At 63.9% G+C, this 16,333-nt stretch carries 14 protein-coding genes; 7 read left to right on the plus strand and 7 right to left on the minus strand.

Annotated features, from left to right (window positions below; genetic code table 11):
• Window positions 1-464: 464 nt before the first annotated feature.
• Together msrQ and msrP are read right to left on the minus strand one after the other, a co-directional pair.
• On the minus strand, window positions 465-1,073 hold the full coding sequence (gene msrQ, locus DU478_RS00670; RefSeq protein WP_114509001.1) for a protein-methionine-sulfoxide reductase heme-binding subunit MsrQ: 609 nt from the start codon (window positions 1,071-1,073) through the stop codon (window positions 465-467).
• A gap of 17 nt (window positions 1,074-1,090) precedes the next feature.
• Entirely contained in the window at window positions 1,091-1,993 is a 903-nt protein-coding gene (gene msrP / locus DU478_RS00675) for a protein-methionine-sulfoxide reductase catalytic subunit MsrP (RefSeq protein ID WP_114509002.1), read from the minus strand.
• A gap of 165 nt (window positions 1,994-2,158) precedes the next feature.
• Here msrP and DU478_RS00680 point away from each other — a divergent pair, with 165 nt between their 5' ends.
• The 4 genes from DU478_RS00680 (at window position 2,159) to DU478_RS00695 (ending at window position 7,377) form a co-directional block, all read left to right on the plus strand.
• Window positions 2,159-2,602: a DUF302 domain-containing protein gene (locus DU478_RS00680; RefSeq protein ID WP_114509003.1), complete on the plus strand. Its 444-nt coding sequence runs from the start codon at window positions 2,159-2,161 to the stop codon at window positions 2,600-2,602.
• Between the two features lie 185 nt (window positions 2,603-2,787).
• Entirely contained in the window at window positions 2,788-3,270 is a 483-nt protein-coding gene (locus DU478_RS00685; protein WP_114509004.1) for a fasciclin domain-containing protein, read from the plus strand.
• A gap of 248 nt (window positions 3,271-3,518) precedes the next feature.
• The gene (locus DU478_RS00690; RefSeq protein ID WP_114509005.1) at window positions 3,519-4,931 is read left to right on the plus strand and encodes a calcium-binding protein; all 1,413 of its coding nucleotides are present in this window, start codon (window positions 3,519-3,521) and stop codon (window positions 4,929-4,931) included.
• Between the two features lie 229 nt (window positions 4,932-5,160).
• On the plus strand, window positions 5,161-7,377 hold the full coding sequence (locus tag DU478_RS00695) for a calcium-binding protein (protein ID WP_114509006.1): 2,217 nt from the start codon (window positions 5,161-5,163) through the stop codon (window positions 7,375-7,377).
• 84 nt (window positions 7,378-7,461) lie between these two features.
• On the opposite strand, the gene clpB is transcribed toward DU478_RS00695, so the two are convergent.
• Both clpB and DU478_RS00705 read right to left on the minus strand, forming a co-directional pair.
• Entirely contained in the window at window positions 7,462-10,077 is a 2,616-nt protein-coding gene (gene clpB, locus DU478_RS00700; protein ID WP_114509007.1) for an ATP-dependent chaperone ClpB, read from the minus strand.
• Between the two features lie 224 nt (window positions 10,078-10,301).
• Window positions 10,302-11,900, minus strand: coding sequence for a midas domain-containing protein (locus DU478_RS00705; RefSeq protein ID WP_114509008.1), 1,599 nt, complete (start codon window positions 11,898-11,900; stop codon window positions 10,302-10,304).
• Window positions 11,901-12,038: 138 nt separating this feature from the next.
• Between DU478_RS00705 and pyrF the strand changes: the two genes are divergently transcribed.
• Both pyrF and DU478_RS00715 read left to right on the plus strand, forming a co-directional pair.
• Complete coding sequence (pyrF, locus tag DU478_RS00710) at window positions 12,039-12,728, plus strand: orotidine-5'-phosphate decarboxylase (RefSeq protein WP_114509307.1); 690 nt, start codon at window positions 12,039-12,041, stop codon at window positions 12,726-12,728.
• Between the two features lie 110 nt (window positions 12,729-12,838).
• Entirely contained in the window at window positions 12,839-13,150 is a 312-nt protein-coding gene (locus DU478_RS00715) for a hypothetical protein (protein ID WP_147276309.1), read from the plus strand.
• Between the two features lie 115 nt (window positions 13,151-13,265).
• Here DU478_RS00715 and DU478_RS00720 read toward each other — a convergent pair whose 3' ends face one another.
• On the minus strand, window positions 13,266-13,682 hold the full coding sequence (locus DU478_RS00720) for an NUDIX domain-containing protein (RefSeq protein WP_114509010.1): 417 nt from the start codon (window positions 13,680-13,682) through the stop codon (window positions 13,266-13,268).
• Window positions 13,683-13,745: 63 nt separating this feature from the next.
• On the opposite strand from DU478_RS00720, the gene DU478_RS00725 reads away from it, so the two are divergent.
• Complete coding sequence (locus DU478_RS00725; RefSeq protein WP_114509011.1) at window positions 13,746-14,999, plus strand: DNA polymerase IV; 1,254 nt, start codon at window positions 13,746-13,748, stop codon at window positions 14,997-14,999.
• Window positions 15,000-15,036: 37 nt separating this feature from the next.
• Here the strand turns inward: DU478_RS00725 and DU478_RS00730 are convergent, their stop codons facing one another.
• Window positions 15,037-15,768: an SDR family NAD(P)-dependent oxidoreductase gene (locus DU478_RS00730; RefSeq protein WP_114509012.1), complete on the minus strand. Its 732-nt coding sequence runs from the start codon at window positions 15,766-15,768 to the stop codon at window positions 15,037-15,039.
• Window positions 15,765-16,331: a DUF3833 family protein gene (locus DU478_RS00735; protein WP_114509013.1), complete on the minus strand. Its 567-nt coding sequence runs from the start codon at window positions 16,329-16,331 to the stop codon at window positions 15,765-15,767. The genes DU478_RS00730 and DU478_RS00735 overlap by 4 nt, the downstream gene beginning before the upstream one ends.
• Between the last annotated feature and the right edge of the window lie 2 nt (window positions 16,332-16,333).

Raw genomic sequence — 16,333 nt, forward strand, 5'->3', positions numbered from 1 at the left:
GTCTGGCCCGTCTGGCGTCCCGTTGTGCGCCTCAGCGCCGCCGGTGAGGGGGGTTCTACGGTTAGATGGGTGGGTCCGCAAGCGCTTTTTTACAGAAACGTCGCATTTTTTTGGATTTTCTCATTTTTCATTTAATATCAGTGACTTGTGCGAGCATTTTTTTCGCAAAAGAGGCTTTTCCGCCTGGCTCGCCCAGCTTTACGCAGGGTGAATTGCTGCGACGCGGCGCGAGTCTCTTACCACATATTGGGTTACTCACAGGCTTATCCCCAAGAGCACCCGTGACTCGCCCGGGAGTCGGGGCAAATCACCCCTGAATCGGCGGCGCGATTCACCCGACCCCCCCCGACTCGCCCCTGCTGAAGGCGCAAAAAAACCGCCACGCGGGCGGATTTTTCTCCTGAGGCCGTGAATCACGGCGACTCGCCGATCCGACTCGCGCCCGAATCCGGGCAGATCGCGAGTCAGATCGCCACTTTTCTCCGCGCCGGGCGAATCCTCAGCGCCAGGAGGGTCAGAATCGCCGCCAGGTACAGGTACGGCTCGATCTGGAAGCCCTTCACCAGCATCACGAAGTGAATCGCGCCGAGCAGAACAGCGACATAGGCCAGCTTGTGCAGCTGCCGCCACTTCGGGCCCAGCTTGCGCACCGACCAGTTGTTCGAGGTCAGCGCCAGCGGCAGCAGCAGGACGAATCCCGCCATTCCCACGGTTATGTACGGACGCTTGAGAATGTCGGCCCATATCTGGCTGACGATCTGCACGTCCAGCAGCAGCCAGACCAGCAGGTGCGTGAGTACATAGAAGAAGGCGACCAGCCCGAGCATGCGGCGAAACTTCAGAAGGTTCACGCCGAGGTGGCGCCGCAGCGGCGTGACGGCCAGCCCGGCGATCAGGAACTGCAAGGCCAGCTCGCCCAGCTTGTGCTCGAGCGCCTTGATCGGCTCGACCCCCAGCCCGCCGGTGAGGCCGAGGTAGAAGAACCAGAAACCGGGGATCGCACACAGTATATATAGGGGCCAGGTGGGCACCCGGCGTGCAGCCCCGTTGAAGCGGTCGATCAAGGCGGTCATCTTCACGGCCTCCTGGCTCAGAAATTCTCGGTCAGGTCCATGCCCTCGTAAAGCCCTGCGACCTCGTCATAGCCGTTGAACATCAGCGTCGGCTGACGCCTGGCGAACAACCCGCCGCCGATGCGGCGCTCGGTGGCCTGGGACCAGCGGGGATGGTCCACCTCGGGGTTCACGTTGGAATAGAAGCCGTATTCTCGGGCGTTGGCCTTGTTCCAGCTGGTCGGCGGCTCGTCCTCGGTGAGGGTGATCCGCACGATCGACTTGATCGACTTGAAGCCATACTTCCACGGCACCACCAGGCGCAGCGGCGCGCCGTTCTGGTTGGGGATCGGCCGATCGTAGATGCCGGTCGCCATGAGCGTCAGCGGATGCAGCGCCTCGTCCAGCCGCAGCCCTTCGACATAGGGCCAGTCGAGAACGGGGCGCGCGAGGCCCGGCATCTGGTCCGGACGGTTCGCGGTCTGGAAGGCGACGTAGCGCGCGCCGGTTTGCACGCCCGCCATCTCGAGCAGGTCCGCGAGTTCGAAACCGTTCCACGGCACCACCATCGACCACGCCTCGACACAGCGGAAGCGGTAGATCCGCTCCTCGACCGTCATCGCCTCCATGATCTGCGCGAAGCCATAATCGCCGGGGCGGTCCACCAGCCCGTCGATGGTCACCGACCAGGGGCTTGTGACGAGGCTGTCGGCATAACGCGCGGGATCGTCCTTGCCGGTGCCGAACTCGTAGTAATTGTTGTAACTGGTGATCTCTTCCCAGGTGTTCGGCTCCAGCGCTTCCTGCGCCTCGGCCCGCAGCCCCAGACCTCCGGCGATCCCGCCTGCGGCCAGACCGCCGAGGATCTGTCGGCGATTGAGGAACAGCCGTTCCGGGGTCACGTCGGCGCGGGTCAGGTCGTTGGTCCAGCGAAATGCCATGGCGGCCTCCTTTGTCTCCTGCCCATTGAGGTAACGGCCCCGGCGGCGTTCTCAAAACCACTTCGTCTCACGTTGCCGTGCCGGTTCTGTAACGAAGCGTGCGGTTTGCGGACCCGGCACAGTATGTATAGCGTCCTGTCAGCCCCCTTTTCGGAAAGCAGTGCCATGACCCGTCTTCTCGCCGCCTTCGCCCTCGCGCTCCTGCCGCAGCTTGCGCAGGCGCAGGATGCCGTCACCTATGAAACGGATCAAAGCTTCGACGATGTGATCTTCGGCCTCGAAAGCGCGATCCTGGATGCGGGGCTGGTGATCGACAGCGTCAGCCACACCGGAGAGATGCTGGAGCGGACCCGCGCCGACCTCGGGTCCGATGTGGTGCTGTTCTCCGAGGCCGATGTCTACAGCTTTTGTTCCGCTGCACTGTCACGCAAGGTGATGGAGGCCGATCCGATGAACATCCGCTTCTGTCCCTACGACATCTTCGTCTTGGTCCGGCCCGATGCGCCGGACACCACGGTGATCGGGTTTAACCGCTATCCAGACGGCCCGATGCAAGAGGTCCAGACGCTGCTCGACGGCATAGCGCGGGCCGCCATCGGGCTGGAATGATCACGCGGCACTGACAGCCGGTCACAAGGATATCATTGGAAATGTGCGGGATCGCTGGCTTAGTCGGCGGGCCGTTTTGTCAAACCCGTCCGGCGGTTTTTCGCACTGATCCGGTCGCCTCTGCCGTGCGTTAACTACGTGATGTCACAGCGCATCATGCAACGTGAACCACAGGAGGACATTTCATGTTCCGCAGAACTTATCTCGCCCTGACCGCAGCCACCGTTCTTGGCGGCACCGCCGCATTCGGCGCAGCACATTCGATGGATATCGTCGACACCGCGGCCGACGCCGGCAACTTCACCACCCTGCTCGCCGCAGCCGAAGCCGCCGAACTGGTGGAAACGCTGAAGGGCGAAGGCCCGTTCACCGTTTTCGCTCCGACCGATGAGGCGTTTGCCGCCCTGCCCGAGGGCACGGTCGACAACCTGCTGCTGCCCGAGAACAAGGATCAGCTGGTGTCGATCCTGACCTACCACGTGGTGCCGGGCAAAGTCATGTCGGGTGACCTGACCGACGGCATGATGGCGACTACCGTCGAAGGATCGGACGTGACCATCACCACCGAAGGCGGCGTGACCGTCGGCGGCGCCAACGTGACCACCGCCGATATCGAAGCATCGAACGGCGTGATTCACGTGATCGACGCGGTGATCATGCCCGAGTAAATTCAACAATATCGCCCCGGGCCGGACACTGTTTTCGGCCCGGGGTCAAACGCCGCGAAAGTTCGTCTGATCGGCCCAGTTTCTGACGCTTTTTTCCATAGAATTTGCACATTTAGGTAATTCGGCCTACCAATTTTGCAGGGAAGGCGCCGAACTCTTCGACATCGACAACTGTCGTCCGACGTCGAAATGCGCGGATTTCTTCCTGATTGGGAGCGGTACTGCTCAATTTCTGAAGGATATTCGCAATGGCACAATTCACCGGAACCGATTCAGATGACAGCCTGACCGGCACAGCCACCCGCGACATCATCGAAATGCTTCTCGGCAACGACTACGTCATGGCCGGGAACGGTGCCGACCTGATCCGGGGCAGCGGGGGCAACGACACGCTGCTGGGCGGAAACGGCAGCGACGAGATTTTCGGCGGTGACGGCGACGACAGCATCGTCGGCGCCTGTGGCCACGACACGATCCGTGGCGGCATCGGCATGGACTTCATCAGCGGCGGCAATGCCGATGACCTGCTCTACGGCAACGACGGCAACGACACTCTTCTGGGCGGCAACAACAGCGACACGCTGTACGGAGGCGACGGCGACGACAGCCTCGACGGCGGCCAGGACGACGACTCGCTTGTCGGCGCCGCCGGTGCCGACACGCTGAACGGCGGCAAGGGTAATGATGTACTGACCGGCGGCACCGGGAACGACCTTTTCGTCATTGGCGGCTGGAAATCCGGTCGCGACACGATCACCGATTTCACCGTGGGCGAAGACAAGATCGACCTGCGCATCGTCAACGTCTCGGACATGTCCGAGATCGAGATCAAGGTGATCGCCGGCGGCGTGCGCCTGCTGCTGCCCGAAGGCAACCGCCTGGATCTCTTGAACATATCGCCCGAGAGCCTGACCAACGACAGCTTCCTGCTGGCTCCGAAGCCCGATACCCTGGCGACCTCGGACGGCGGCGACCGCGTCTTCGGAACCGCCGACGGCGACTTCATTTCCGCCGGGAACGGCAGCGACCGGATCTTCGGAGCCGAGGGCAACGATACCGTGCTGGCCGGAGAAGGCCAGGACACCGTACGCGGCGGTGACGGAAACGACATGGTGAACGGCGGGTCCGGCGACGATCATCTGCACGGTGACGCGGGCAACGATACGCTGACCGGCGAAGCGGGCAACGACAAGCTGGTCGGCGGCGCAGGCAACGACTCTCTTGAAGGCGGCAACAAGAACGACCGCCTCTACGGTGACGAAGGCCAGGACGAACTGTACGGTCAGAACGGCAACGACCGCATGTGGGGCGGCGCGGACGACGACCTGGTCGACGGCGGCTCCGGAAACGACGTGATGTATGGCGACGCCGGCGAGGACGTGATGATCGGAGGCCGGGGCCGGGATATCATGGACGGCGGCGCGGATGCGGACACCTTCGTCTTCGAAGAGCGCAGCGGCGACGACACGATCAACAACTTCGTCGACGGCGAAGACGTCCTGACCGTGTCCGGTTACGAAGCTTACGGCGTGACGTCCTTTGACGATCTGATGATCGAACAGGTGGGCGCGGATACGGTCATTCACTGGAACGACTGGAACTCGGTCACGCTGACCAACACGGACATGTCGCTGATCACGGATGCCGACATCCTGTTCTGATCCGATTATCTCCAAACCATCGACAACAGCCCGTCAATCGGCGGGCTGTTTCGCAATTGAAGCGCAGGGGCCGCATCACCGCCCTATTCTTGAAAATTAACCACGAATTCTTCGCAAATCGACCGCTGTATGGTCGTTCGGCCTGATCATAGCTCGCCATTGGCGGTGGCTCGGTCACAAAGAACATGGGGCCGCCTCGATACTTGACCAGTTCAGAAGAGGCACTTGAATGACCATTGTAACCGACATCGAAGGCAGTCCGTACCAGACAATTACCCCTGGCGACACGTTCCTTGCCGATCTCGCCGTGGGCGACGCCGATAATTTCAACATCACTGGGATGACGGCAGGCAACACCTACACCTTCACTGTCACGGGCCTCGATCCGGCGGATTCCTACCGGTTCGCGCTTTATTCCGGCGATGCCTACATCAATTTTCAAGGTGACGGGATGGGCCCGATTTCGGGCCATGGCCGATATACCTTCAACCGAACCGACACCTCGCTCACCTTCACCTACACCGCACCGAACGACGGCGACGATCTGTTCATTCTCGAACGCACGACATCCGGCCCGGCGGCATCCGTCGGCGTTTCCGTTCTGGTGCAAGAGGGCGACCTGGTTGGCCCGACCGAAGGCGATGACCGTCTGGTCCTCAGTGATGCAGGTGGCTCGCTGGATGGCCTTGCAGGCAATGACACGATCCTGGCCGGGACAGGCGACAGCCACCTGATCGGCGGCGCGGGTGAAGACGATCTGAGAGGCGGTACCGGCAACGACTCACTCGACGGCGGAGCGGATGACGACAATCTGAGCAGCGATACCGGCAACGACACACTCGACGGCGGCGCAGGCAACGACAGCCTTTATGGGTCCACAGGTGACAATCATCTGCTGGGCGGCGATGGCGACGATACCCTGAGTTTCCATTTTGGCAACAGCACCGCAGAGGGCGGCGACGGCAACGACCACATTACCACCAACATCGGGACAGGCCTGATGCTGGGCGGTGCGGGCAACGACACGATCTTTGGCGGGCGCTTTGACGACACCATAAACGGCGGCACCGGCAACGACTGGTTGATGGGAAGCTATGGCAACAACACGTTCATCTTCGAGGCCGACAGTGGCCAGGATACGATTTCCGCTTTCTACATTTCGCCTGGAAACATGCTCGACGTCAGCGCGCTTGGGATTACCAGCTTTGACCAACTCGACATGATCGTCGCGCCTGACGGCTTCTCTACCCTCTTGACGTTCAGCCCTGGAAACACCGTTCTGATTGAATCCATCCTGCCCTCGGACCTGACCGCAGCCCATTTCATCTTTGCCGACGTTCCCCTGCCGGACCCCGAACCGATCGGCGGCTATTCCGTCCAGGGCGATGACACCGCAGAGTTATTTACCGGCGACAATAGCGAAGACAGCATCCACGGCGGCGCGGGCGACGACACGCTTCTTGGCGGCCAGGGCGACGACAGCCTGCACGGCGGCGACGGCAACGACAGCGTCAACGGCGGGGATGGCTTCGACGACCTCAAGGGCGGGATCGGCGACGACACGCTGGACGGCGGCAAGGACGACGACTCGCTGGATGGCGGCGACGGCAACGACCTGCTGCAGGGCGGATTCGGCGACGACGTGATGACCGGCGGTGCGGGTGCGGATGTGTTCCACATCATCCCCGGGAACGGCGCCGACACGATTACCGACTTCACCGCGGGCGAGGATCTGATCGACCTCTCCGCCCTCGGGATCACCGATCTTACGCAACTGACCGTGACCCAGTCCGGGGCCGATACGGTCATCGACTTCGGAGGTGGCAACAGCCTGACGCTGACCGGCGTGGAGGCAAGCGGCACGGGCAACGGCTGGTTCGTTCTGGCGACCGCTCCCCTGACCACCGGCACCGGGGGCAATGACACCGTGCACGGATCCACCGCCGGAGACATCATCATGGGCGGCGACGACAAGGACCGGCTGCTGGGCGGCGACGGGGACGACTCGCTCTATGGCGAGAAAGGCAACGACAAGCTTTACGGCGGCGCGGGTGCCGACCTGCTCGACGGCGGCAACAACAACGACCAGCTGTTCGGCGGCGATGGCAACGATCTGCTGGACGGCGGTCAGGGCAACGACACGCTGAAAGGCGACGGCGGCAACGACACGCTGGACGGCGGCCGCGGGCGCGATGTGCTGACCGGCGGCGCGGGTGCGGATGTCTTCGTCTTCACCGCCAATAACGGCGTGGACGAGATCACCGATTTTGAAGACGGCGTGGATATGATCGACCTGCAGGCCCTGACCCTGCCCGGCTTTGCCGCGCTGTCGCTCTGGCAGGTCGGGGCCGATATGCAGATCAGCCACGACGGCACCTTTGCCAATACGATCACGCTGACCGGCACATCGCTTCTGGACCTCGACGCCAGCGATTTCCTGTTCTGAGAACCGGATGCGAAAACCAGACAGGCCCGCCATCACGGCGGGCCTGTTGTCGTTTCCAGCGGCGGCGGCCCGGTCAGGCGGCGATCAATGCACCACCGCATCGTCCGGGCGGGGCCGGTTGCTGGCCGCCACCGTGTCACCGATGATCAGCCCATCCGCCCCGGCGGAGACGCGGATCGTGTCGCCGTCTGACACGTCGCCCGCCAACAGCATCTCGGCCAGCGGATCCTGCAAGGCGCGCTGGATCACCCGCTTGAGAGGCCGCGCCCCGAACACCGGATCATAGCCTTCGTCGGCCAGCCATTTCAGCGCCGCCTCGTCCAGATCCAGCGAGATCTTCCGCGCCGCCAGCCGCTTGAGCAGCCGCGCCATCTGGATCGTCACGATGCCGGTCATGTCCTCGCGGTTGAGCCGGTCGAAGATGATCGTCTCGTCCAGACGGTTCAGGAACTCAGGCCGGAAGTGCGCCCGCACCGCGTCCATCACGTCGCGCTTGGCATGGGACGCATCCGCCCCCTCGGGCATCTGCGACAACGCCTGGCTGCCGAGGTTCGAGGTCAGCACGATCAGAGTCTGTTTGAAATCCACCGTACGGCCCTGCCCGTCGGTCAGGACGCCGTCGTCCAGCACCTGCAAGAGCACGTTGAACACGTCCGGATGCGCCTTTTCGACCTCGTCGAAAAGCACGACCTGATACGGCCTGCGCCGCACCGCTTCGGTCAGAACGCCGCCTTCGTCATAACCGACATAGCCCGGAGGCGCGCCGATCAGACGGGCGACCGCGTGTTTTTCCATGAACTCCGACATGTCGATCCGCACCATGGCGCTGTCGTCGTCAAAGAGGAACTCCGCCACTGCCTTGGTCAGCTCGGTCTTGCCGACGCCCGTGGGTCCAAGGAACAGGAACGACCCCAGCGGACGGTTCTCGTCGTTGAGTCCCGCGCGCGCCCGGCGCACGGCATTGGCCACGGCGCGCACCGCCTGCTCTTGCCCGATGACGCGCTTGTGCAGCCCGTCCTCCATGCGCAGCAGCTTTTCGCGCTCGCCCTCGAGCATCTTGGAGGTCGGGATGCCGGTCCAGCGTTCGACGACCTGGGCGATCTGCTCGGGACGCACGGCCTCTTCGACCATCATGTCGCCATCGGCGCTTTCAGCTTCTCCCAGCTGCTTTTCCAGCTGCGGGATGACGCCGTAGGACAGCTCCCCGGCCTTGGCCAGATCGCCGTTGCGCTTGGCGATGTCGAGCTCGGCGCGCGCCTGGTCCAGCTGCTCCTTGAGATCGCGCGCAGCGCCCAGCTTGTCTCGCTCGGCCTGCCACTTGGCGGTCATTTCCGACGCCCGTTCCTGCAACTCGGCCAGCTCTTTCTGGAGCTTTTCGAGCCGGTCCTTGCTGGCCTGGTCGTCCTCTTTCTTAAGCGCCTCCTGCTCGATCTGCATCTGCAGGATGTTGCGGTCGAGCTGGTCCAGTTCCTCGGGCTTGCTGTCGACTTCCATGCGCAACCGGCTGGCGGCCTCGTCCATGAGGTCGATCGCCTTGTCGGGCAGGAACCGGTCGGTGATGTAGCGATGGCTCAGCGTCGCCGCGGTCACCAGCGCAGAGTCGCTGATCCGCACGCCGTGATGCAGTTCGTACTTTTCCTTGATGCCGCGCAGGATGCTGATCGTGTCCTCGACCGTCGGCTCCTGCACCATCACCGGCTGGAAACGTCGGGCGAGGGCCGCGTCCTTTTCGACATGCTTGCGGTATTCGTCCAGCGTCGTGGCGCCCACGCAGTGCAGCTCACCCCGTGCGAGCGCCGGTTTCAGCAGGTTGGACGCGTCCATGGCGCCATCCGCCTTGCCCGCGCCGACCAGCGTGTGCATCTCGTCGATGAAGAGGATGATCTCACCCGCGGCTGCCGTGACTTCACTCAGGATCGCCTTCAGACGCTCCTCGAACTCGCCACGATACTTCGCGCCGGCGATCAGCGCGCCCATGTCGAGCGCCATCAGCCGCTTGTTGCGCAGGGATTCCGGCACGTCGCCGCTGATGATACGCAGCGCGAGACCCTCGGCGATGGCGGTCTTGCCGACGCCCGGTTCGCCGATCAGGACGGGGTTGTTCTTGGTCCGGCGGCTCAGCACCTGCATGGCGCGGCGGATTTCCTCGTCGCGGCCGATGATCGGGTCGATCTTGCCCTGCTCCGCGGCTTCGGTCAGGTCGCGCGCGTATTTCTTGAGCGCTTCATAGCCTTCCTCGGCATTGGCGCTGTCGGCGGTGCGACCCTTGCGGATATCGTTGATCGCCTCGTTGAGCTTCTGCGCGGTGACGGCACCGGCGTCCAGCGCCTCCTTGGCCGGCGATTTCACCATCGCCAGAGCCATGAGGATGCGCTCCACGGGGACAAAGCTGTCGCCCGCCTTCTTGGCGATCTTCTCGGCCTCGTCCAGGACGCGGCCCGTTGCGCTGTCGAGGTACACCTGCCCGGCATCGCCGCCGACCTTGGGAAGTTTTCCCAGCCGCACGTCGTTGGCCTGTGCCACACGCTGAGGCGCACCGCCGGCGCGGGTGATGAGGTTGGCCGCAAGACCCTGATCGTCGTCCAGCAAGGCTTTGAGTATGTGATCGGGCGTCAGCCGCTGATGGCTTTCCCGCATGGCGATCGTCTGAGCGGCCTGAATGAAGCCGCGCGACCGCTCCGTGAACTTTTCTAAGTTCATCGTCGTCTCCTTCTCCGAAGCGCCCGATATGGATTTGGCGACGCCTGGCTTGGCAGCACGTCCCGGGTCGGGCCTCTGGCTATGAAATGGGAAATCCGCGGCTCACATTCAAGTGATGGAATGCCGCAAAGATGCGCTCGGAGCGAGCGCCACACTGACAGTCAGACATGAAAAGCGCGGCCCCGCAGGGGGCCGCGCTATCATGATCGCGAAAAGCGTCAGGGTCAGTTGCCGCTGGCAGCCGCCTCGCTGGCGCGCGCAAGGGCTTCGAAAGCCTTGGCGGCAACCGATGCGGCCTCTTCGGCGGCCTTGGATGCCGAGTCCGCGGCGGCTGCGGCTTCCTTGCTCGCTTCCATCGCTTGCGTTGCAGCATCGGCAAGGGCAGCGAGGTCTTCGTTCGACGCGTCACCGGAGCCGTCCGATGCGGAGTCGGTCGCGCCGCTTTCGTTCTCCGACCCGGACGCACCGGCGCTGGCGCTCTCGCTGTCCGAACCGCCGCTGTCAGATGCGGTCTCCGTCGTGTTTTCGGAGCCTTCGTTGCCAGAGTTGGACGACGCCGCAGTTTCGCTCTCCGAACCGCTTTCGGATGAGTCGCTCTGTGCCGTTTCGGTATTGCCGCTTTCGCTGTCCGATCCGGATTCGGCTGCAGCCGTCTGCGTCGCCTCGTCACCCGAGCCTTCGCTGCTCGATCCGCTATCGGCAGAGGCTGTCTGGGTCGCTTCGCTGTCCGAATTGCCGGATGCCGAAGCGCTTGCGGACTCACTCTCCGAGCTGTCCTCGGACGACGCGGCCTCGGTTGTGTCGCCGCTGGCATCGTCGGAGCCCGATGCGTCTGCACTCTCGGTCTCGGAACCGCCCGACGCCGCCTGCGCGGTTTCGCTGCCGGAACCGCTGCTGCCCTCGGCAGTTTCGCTCTCCTCGCCGTCCGAACCGGAACTTGCTGTCTCGTTCTCTGTCTCACCCTCGGAGGACGCCGTTTCGCTCGCTTCATCGCCAGAACCGCTGCCGGACGAAGCTGCGGAAGCCGCTTCGCTGTCCGAGCCGCTTTCAGCCTCGCTCGATGCCGTTTCGCTCGCACCTTCCGAGCTTTCGCTGTCCGAAGCGGGGGCATCTGCGGTGTCGCTCTCAGCACTGCCGCTGTCCGATGCCGTTTCGCTCTCACCGGACTGATCGGATGCGCTGTCGCCCGCCGCTTGTTCGGTGTCGCCAGACTGCTCGGCGGCGGCCGCATCGCTGTCGCCGGAAGACGAGTCGCCTGCCGATGCCGCTTCAGTGGAGTCGTCGGAGGAGGACTCGCCCGTGCTGGCGGTATCGCTCTCTGTATCGCCGGCACCTTCATCAGATGCAGCGTTTTCTTGGCCACCATCCTGGGATGCAGAGGCTGTCGCGGACTCGCCGCCTTCGGTGTCGCCACTCTCTTCGCTGCTTGCGGAAGCCGCTTCATCGCCGTTGCTGCTCTCAGAAGCAGAGGCGGCTTCGCTCTCGCCGCCGCCTTCGTCCGCACTTGCCATTTCGCCGTCAGAGCCGTCCGCGGACCCGCTCTCTTCGCTGTCATTCGCGGCCATCTCGGTGCCGCCGCTTTCGCTTTCCGACGCCGCGCTGTCTTCGGAAGAGCCGTCTTCGGAGGCGCTTTCCGTCATGCTCGCGGCCTGCTGCGTCTCACCCTCGTTGTCGCGCGTCATCGTCATCGTCGCCGCGATGATCAGAAAGACAACAAAGGACGTTCCCGCGGCAATGGCAGGGAAATTCATGCCGCTGTCACCTTTCTTGGTCGTCTGGGTCTTGGACTGTTCCTGGTCGGTGCCGGGTCCGGAATCACTCATTCTGTCCTCCATCAAAATCGCTTGCAGGCCTGGGTCTATCGGAGACCCAACAAGCGAAGGCTGGAATCCGTTCCCGACTTCCTTTACGGACGGCGCAATCGGCGCGACCGCGCCGTTCAGATTTTCGGAGCCGCCGCCATGTCCGATGACCGCCTGATCGTCGCCCTCGATGTTCCCAACGCCCTGGCGGGGCTCGATCTTGCCGGCCGGCTGGGTGACGCGGTGTCGTTCTACAAGATCGGTCTCGGCATGCTGACCGGGGGCGGTCTGGCCCTGGCGAACGAACTCAAGCAGGATCACGGCAAACGCATCTTCCTCGACATGAAGCTTTTCGACATCGGCGCCACGGTCGAGGCAGCGGTGCGGGGCCTCGCGCAGTACGATATCGATTTCCTGACGGTTCACGGCGACCCGCACGTGGTGCGCGCGGCCATGCAGGGTGCGGCGGGTTCGTCGATGCGCATTCTTGCGGTCACGATCCTGACGTCGCTGGACCGCGATGACCTCGATGCCGCACTGATCGCCGACGGCGACATCGCGGATCTGGTGCAAACCCGCGCCGGCCGCGCCTTTGACGCCGGGGCCGACGGGGTCATCGCCTCGCCCAACGAGGCGGCGATGATCCGCGCCCTGCCCGAAGCCGACGGACGCCTGATCGTGACGCCAGGCGTGCGTCCGACCGGGGCCGCCGCCGGCGATCAGAAACGCATCGCCACGCCGGGTGCCGCGATCCGCGACGGTGCCGACCATATCGTGGTGGGCCGCCCGGTCTGGCAGTCGGACGATCCCCGCGCCGCCGCCCAGGCGATCCTTGCCGAACTGCCCTGACGGGCTGCGCCGGGCGAAAGCACTGAGTCCGCTCACGTTTTCGAGATGCTTGAAACTTTTTCTCAGGGTGTGACGTTAATCTCGCATAACGCAACCTTGAGGTTACGAGCATGACACAGACAAAGACACAAATTGGCGACGTTACCTACAACGCCATGACGCAGTCCTTCGAAGCGCTGGTCACATTTTACACCGATGCAGGCCGCGTTCGGGTGGCTGCCGCCTATCCCGCGAAACTCGACGCCGACTTTGCCGAGGTGACAGACGGGCTGTGGCACACCGCCATTCGCCAGCTTGACGCACCCGATGCCTTGCAGGCGCGGCTCAGCGCCAAGCGGGCGACAGAGCGTCGCCAGCCCCGGTTCGTTCCGCAGTTCACTCATTGGCTGCGCCAGATCACCGGCCATAGCGAAGCGGCCTGAATCTCTGAACTCAAAGTTTTGGCTGTGATGCTCTGCGCCTGTCCCGGTGTCTTATCGCAGCCTGTTCGGCTCTGGCCGAACGTGCGCCTGCTGATCCCCCGGCAGGCGCACAATTTTAACCTTCACGCAAATATAGGCGCAGCACGTCGCGGAAATGCGGAATAGCATCCGCCCGCTCAAGGTAAGCGTTTGGCGCCATCAACCTCCAGCCGCTGCCTTCGTCGCCCAGCCGGATATCCGCCTGACCCGATTCTTCGATATTTGCCGCAAAGAACCAGCTGCGCCTGTCATGCTGCAGCAGCTCGTGGCGCCAGGTCAAATCGGCAGGCCGAAGGTTGAGCCCGACCTCTTCCCGCGTTTCGCGCAGGACACAGGACACCGCAGTCTCCGCGCCCTCCCGACCGCCGCCCGGAAAATCGAGGTAACCGGGCCAGGGAATGTGCGGCTTCCGATCACGGCGGATGACCAAGAGCTGGGCGCCGAGGAACAGCAGCAGCTTCGCTCCATGGAACTCGCCGTCATTCTGGGTCATGGCATCGCCTCCGGCGTCGGGCTATACTTTCGAACGTAAGGTCCCCCACCGGATTTGCGACCCATGCCTGCCCTCTGCCGCGATTGCCTGACCGGGTTCGATGCCGGTCCGCGCTGCCCCGTCTGCCGAAGCCCTCGGGTCGTCGCGCATGCGGAACTGCGCGACCTCAGCATTGCGCACATGGATTGCGACGCCTTTTATGCCTCGGTCGAAAAACGCGACAATCCCGAACTGGCGGACAAGCCGGTGATCATCGGCGGCGGGCGGCGTGGTGTGGTGTCGACGGCCTGCTACATCGCGCGCATCCGCGGCGTGCGCTCTGCCATGCCGATGTTCCAGGCGCTCAAGCTCTGCCCCGACGCGGTGATCGTGAAACCCCGGATGCAGGCCTATGCCGAGGCATCCCGGGCGATCCGGGCGATGATGGAAGAGCTGACCCCGGCGATCGAACCGCTGTCGCTGGACGAGGCGTTTCTCGACCTGTCGGGCACCGAACGCCTGCACGGCGCACCGCCTGCCACGATGCTCGCCCGGCTGGTGCGCCGGATGCGCGACGAGCTGGGGCTGACCGGCTCCATCGGCCTGTCGCACAACAAGTTCCTGGCCAAGATCGCCTCCGACCTCGACAAGCCGCACGGGTTTTCGGTAATCGGCCGGGCCGAAACCGAGGCCTTCCTGCGCCCCAAGCCAATCCGCCTGATCTGGGGCGTGGGCGCTGCGGGACAGGCGGCGCTCGACAAGGCCGGCATCCGCACCTTCGAGGATCTTTGGCGATGGGACCGCCGCGACCTTGCCGCGCGGTTCGGGTCGATGGGCGACCGGCTCTGGCACCTCGCGCGCGGCATCGACAACCGTCGCGTGTCCCGCGATGCGCCGATGAAATCCATCTCGAACGAGACCACGTTTCACGAGGACACCGGCGACCCGGATCTGCTGGACGGGCACCTGTGGCGCATGTGCGAAAAGGTCGCCGACCGGGCCAAGGCCAAAGGGCTGGCGGGCCGCACCGTGACACTCAAGCTCAAGCGCGCCGATTTCACCCTGCTTTCGCGGCGGACCACCCTGCGCGACCCGACCCAGACCGCCGATACGCTTTACCGCACCGCACGCGGGCTGTTCGACCAGGTTGGCAACAAGGGCCCTTACCGACTGCTCGGCGCCGGATTGTCGGACCTGTGTTCCGCAGCGGATGCCGACCGCTCGGCCGATCTGCTGGATCCCGGCGCCGCCAAGCGCCGCGCAGCCGAAGCCGCCACCGACCGTATCCGCGGACGGTTTGGCCCGGACGCCATCCTCAAGGGACGGGCATTGCGCTGAGGCGCGGTGCGTTCACGACGGAAAACCTCCGACGCGATCAGGCAAACAGGCGGTAGTACAGCCAGTCCGGCAGGAATTGCGACACCCGGAACACCCAGGAAAACACCATCGGGAAGCTGCGCTTGAACCGGTCCGAGTTCATGTGTTCGAAGTAGATGTCCGCCGCCGCCTCCGGCTCCATGATGAAGGGCATCTTGAAGTCGTTCTTGTCCGTGAGGCGCGTGCGAATAAAGCCGGGGTTGACCAGTTGTACGTCCACGCCGGTCTTGCGCAGGTCGCAATACATCGATTCCGCCAACACCATCACACCGGCCTTGGAAGGCGAATAGCCGATCGCACCGGGCAGGCCGCGAAAGCCCGACAGGCTGCCGGTCAGCACGATGTGCCCCTTGTCGCGCGCGACCATCGGCGGCACGACGACACCCATCAGGCGCATCGCGCCGCTAAAGTTCACGTCGGCCATGGTGTTGGCCTGCTCGGCGTCCCATTCCTTGGCGCCGAAAGGCCAGTAGACCCCGGCCAATTGCACCACGCCGTCGACCTCGCCGATCTGCTCCGCCGCCTTGGCCAACGCATCAGCATCGGTCACGTCCACCGGCACGATCTCACTCGGACCGGGCAGCTTAGACGCGAGATCGCGCAATCCGTCCTCGCTGCGCGCCGACAGGATCAGGTGCACGCCCACGGTCGACAGCTTGTGCGCCAGCGCAGCACCCAGACCTTCGCTGGCGCCCACCAGCCAGTAGCGTTTTCCCTGCCAGTCTCTCATGTGGTGTCCTTTCGGCGCATGGTCGCCACCAGTTCGGCGACCTTGATTCCGTATTTACGAAACTGCGACCTGTTCACGATGGTTCCGTTCGGCGCCAGATACATCCAATCCACCGTGCTCAGCACATGGCCGCCCGACTCCTCCGGCAGGCGGATGCGGTAGCGTAGCTGCACGGTCGGCCCGCTCTGCTGGCCCCGACCGTCGCCCACGACATCGTCCGCCTGGGCGCGGATCGCGCCGCCGTCTTCAAGCGTCAGCCGCCATTCGCGGCGCTGCACCTCGCCGTTGTCGTAGCGAAAGGTTTCGGCCATCACGCCGGAATTGCCCTCCCAGGTGACGTCGAAATCCCCGACAAAACACGAGGTGATCCGCCCCATCGGTCCATAGATCACGCCTTCGCACAGCAGCGGTCCGTCGAGGTGCCTTTTCAGATCGAACGCCTCGGGTCCGTAATCCGCGTAATCCTCCGGTTTTTGCGCCAGGAACCCGAAAAACCGCCGCTTGAGCAGTCCGATCCCCAGCGCCAGAAGCGCGCCGATCAGGACGTAAAACAGCGGTTCCATCT

It is taken from the genome of Thalassococcus profundi, assembly GCF_003344785.1.
Lineage (GTDB): Bacteria > Pseudomonadota > Alphaproteobacteria > Rhodobacterales > Rhodobacteraceae > Puniceibacterium > Puniceibacterium profundi.

What these genes read in the sequence shown, in the direction of transcription:
- msrQ (WP_114509001.1), bottom strand. Translation starts at nt 1,073, where the DNA reads ATGACCGCCTTGATCGACCGCTTCAACGGGGCTGCACGCCGGGTGCCC.
- msrP (WP_114509002.1), bottom strand. Translation starts at nt 1,993, where the DNA reads ATGGCATTTCGCTGGACCAACGACCTGACCCGCGCCGACGTGACCCCG.
- DU478_RS00680 (WP_114509003.1), top strand. Translation starts at nt 2,159, where the DNA reads ATGACCCGTCTTCTCGCCGCCTTCGCCCTCGCGCTCCTGCCGCAGCTT.
- DU478_RS00685 (WP_114509004.1), top strand. Translation starts at nt 2,788, where the DNA reads ATGTTCCGCAGAACTTATCTCGCCCTGACCGCAGCCACCGTTCTTGGC.
- DU478_RS00690 (WP_114509005.1), top strand. Translation starts at nt 3,519, where the DNA reads ATGGCACAATTCACCGGAACCGATTCAGATGACAGCCTGACCGGCACA.
- DU478_RS00695 (WP_114509006.1), top strand. Translation starts at nt 5,161, where the DNA reads ATGACCATTGTAACCGACATCGAAGGCAGTCCGTACCAGACAATTACC.
- clpB (WP_114509007.1), bottom strand. Translation starts at nt 10,077, where the DNA reads ATGAACTTAGAAAAGTTCACGGAGCGGTCGCGCGGCTTCATTCAGGCC.
- DU478_RS00705 (WP_114509008.1), bottom strand. Translation starts at nt 11,900, where the DNA reads ATGAGTGATTCCGGACCCGGCACCGACCAGGAACAGTCCAAGACCCAG.
- pyrF (WP_114509307.1), top strand. Translation starts at nt 12,039, where the DNA reads ATGTCCGATGACCGCCTGATCGTCGCCCTCGATGTTCCCAACGCCCTG.
- DU478_RS00715 (WP_147276309.1), top strand. Translation starts at nt 12,839, where the DNA reads ATGACACAGACAAAGACACAAATTGGCGACGTTACCTACAACGCCATG.
- DU478_RS00720 (WP_114509010.1), bottom strand. Translation starts at nt 13,682, where the DNA reads ATGACCCAGAATGACGGCGAGTTCCATGGAGCGAAGCTGCTGCTGTTC.
- DU478_RS00725 (WP_114509011.1), top strand. Translation starts at nt 13,746, where the DNA reads ATGCCTGCCCTCTGCCGCGATTGCCTGACCGGGTTCGATGCCGGTCCG.
- DU478_RS00730 (WP_114509012.1), bottom strand. Translation starts at nt 15,768, where the DNA reads ATGAGAGACTGGCAGGGAAAACGCTACTGGCTGGTGGGCGCCAGCGAA.
- DU478_RS00735 (WP_114509013.1), bottom strand. Translation starts at nt 16,331, where the DNA reads ATGGAACCGCTGTTTTACGTCCTGATCGGCGCGCTTCTGGCGCTGGGG.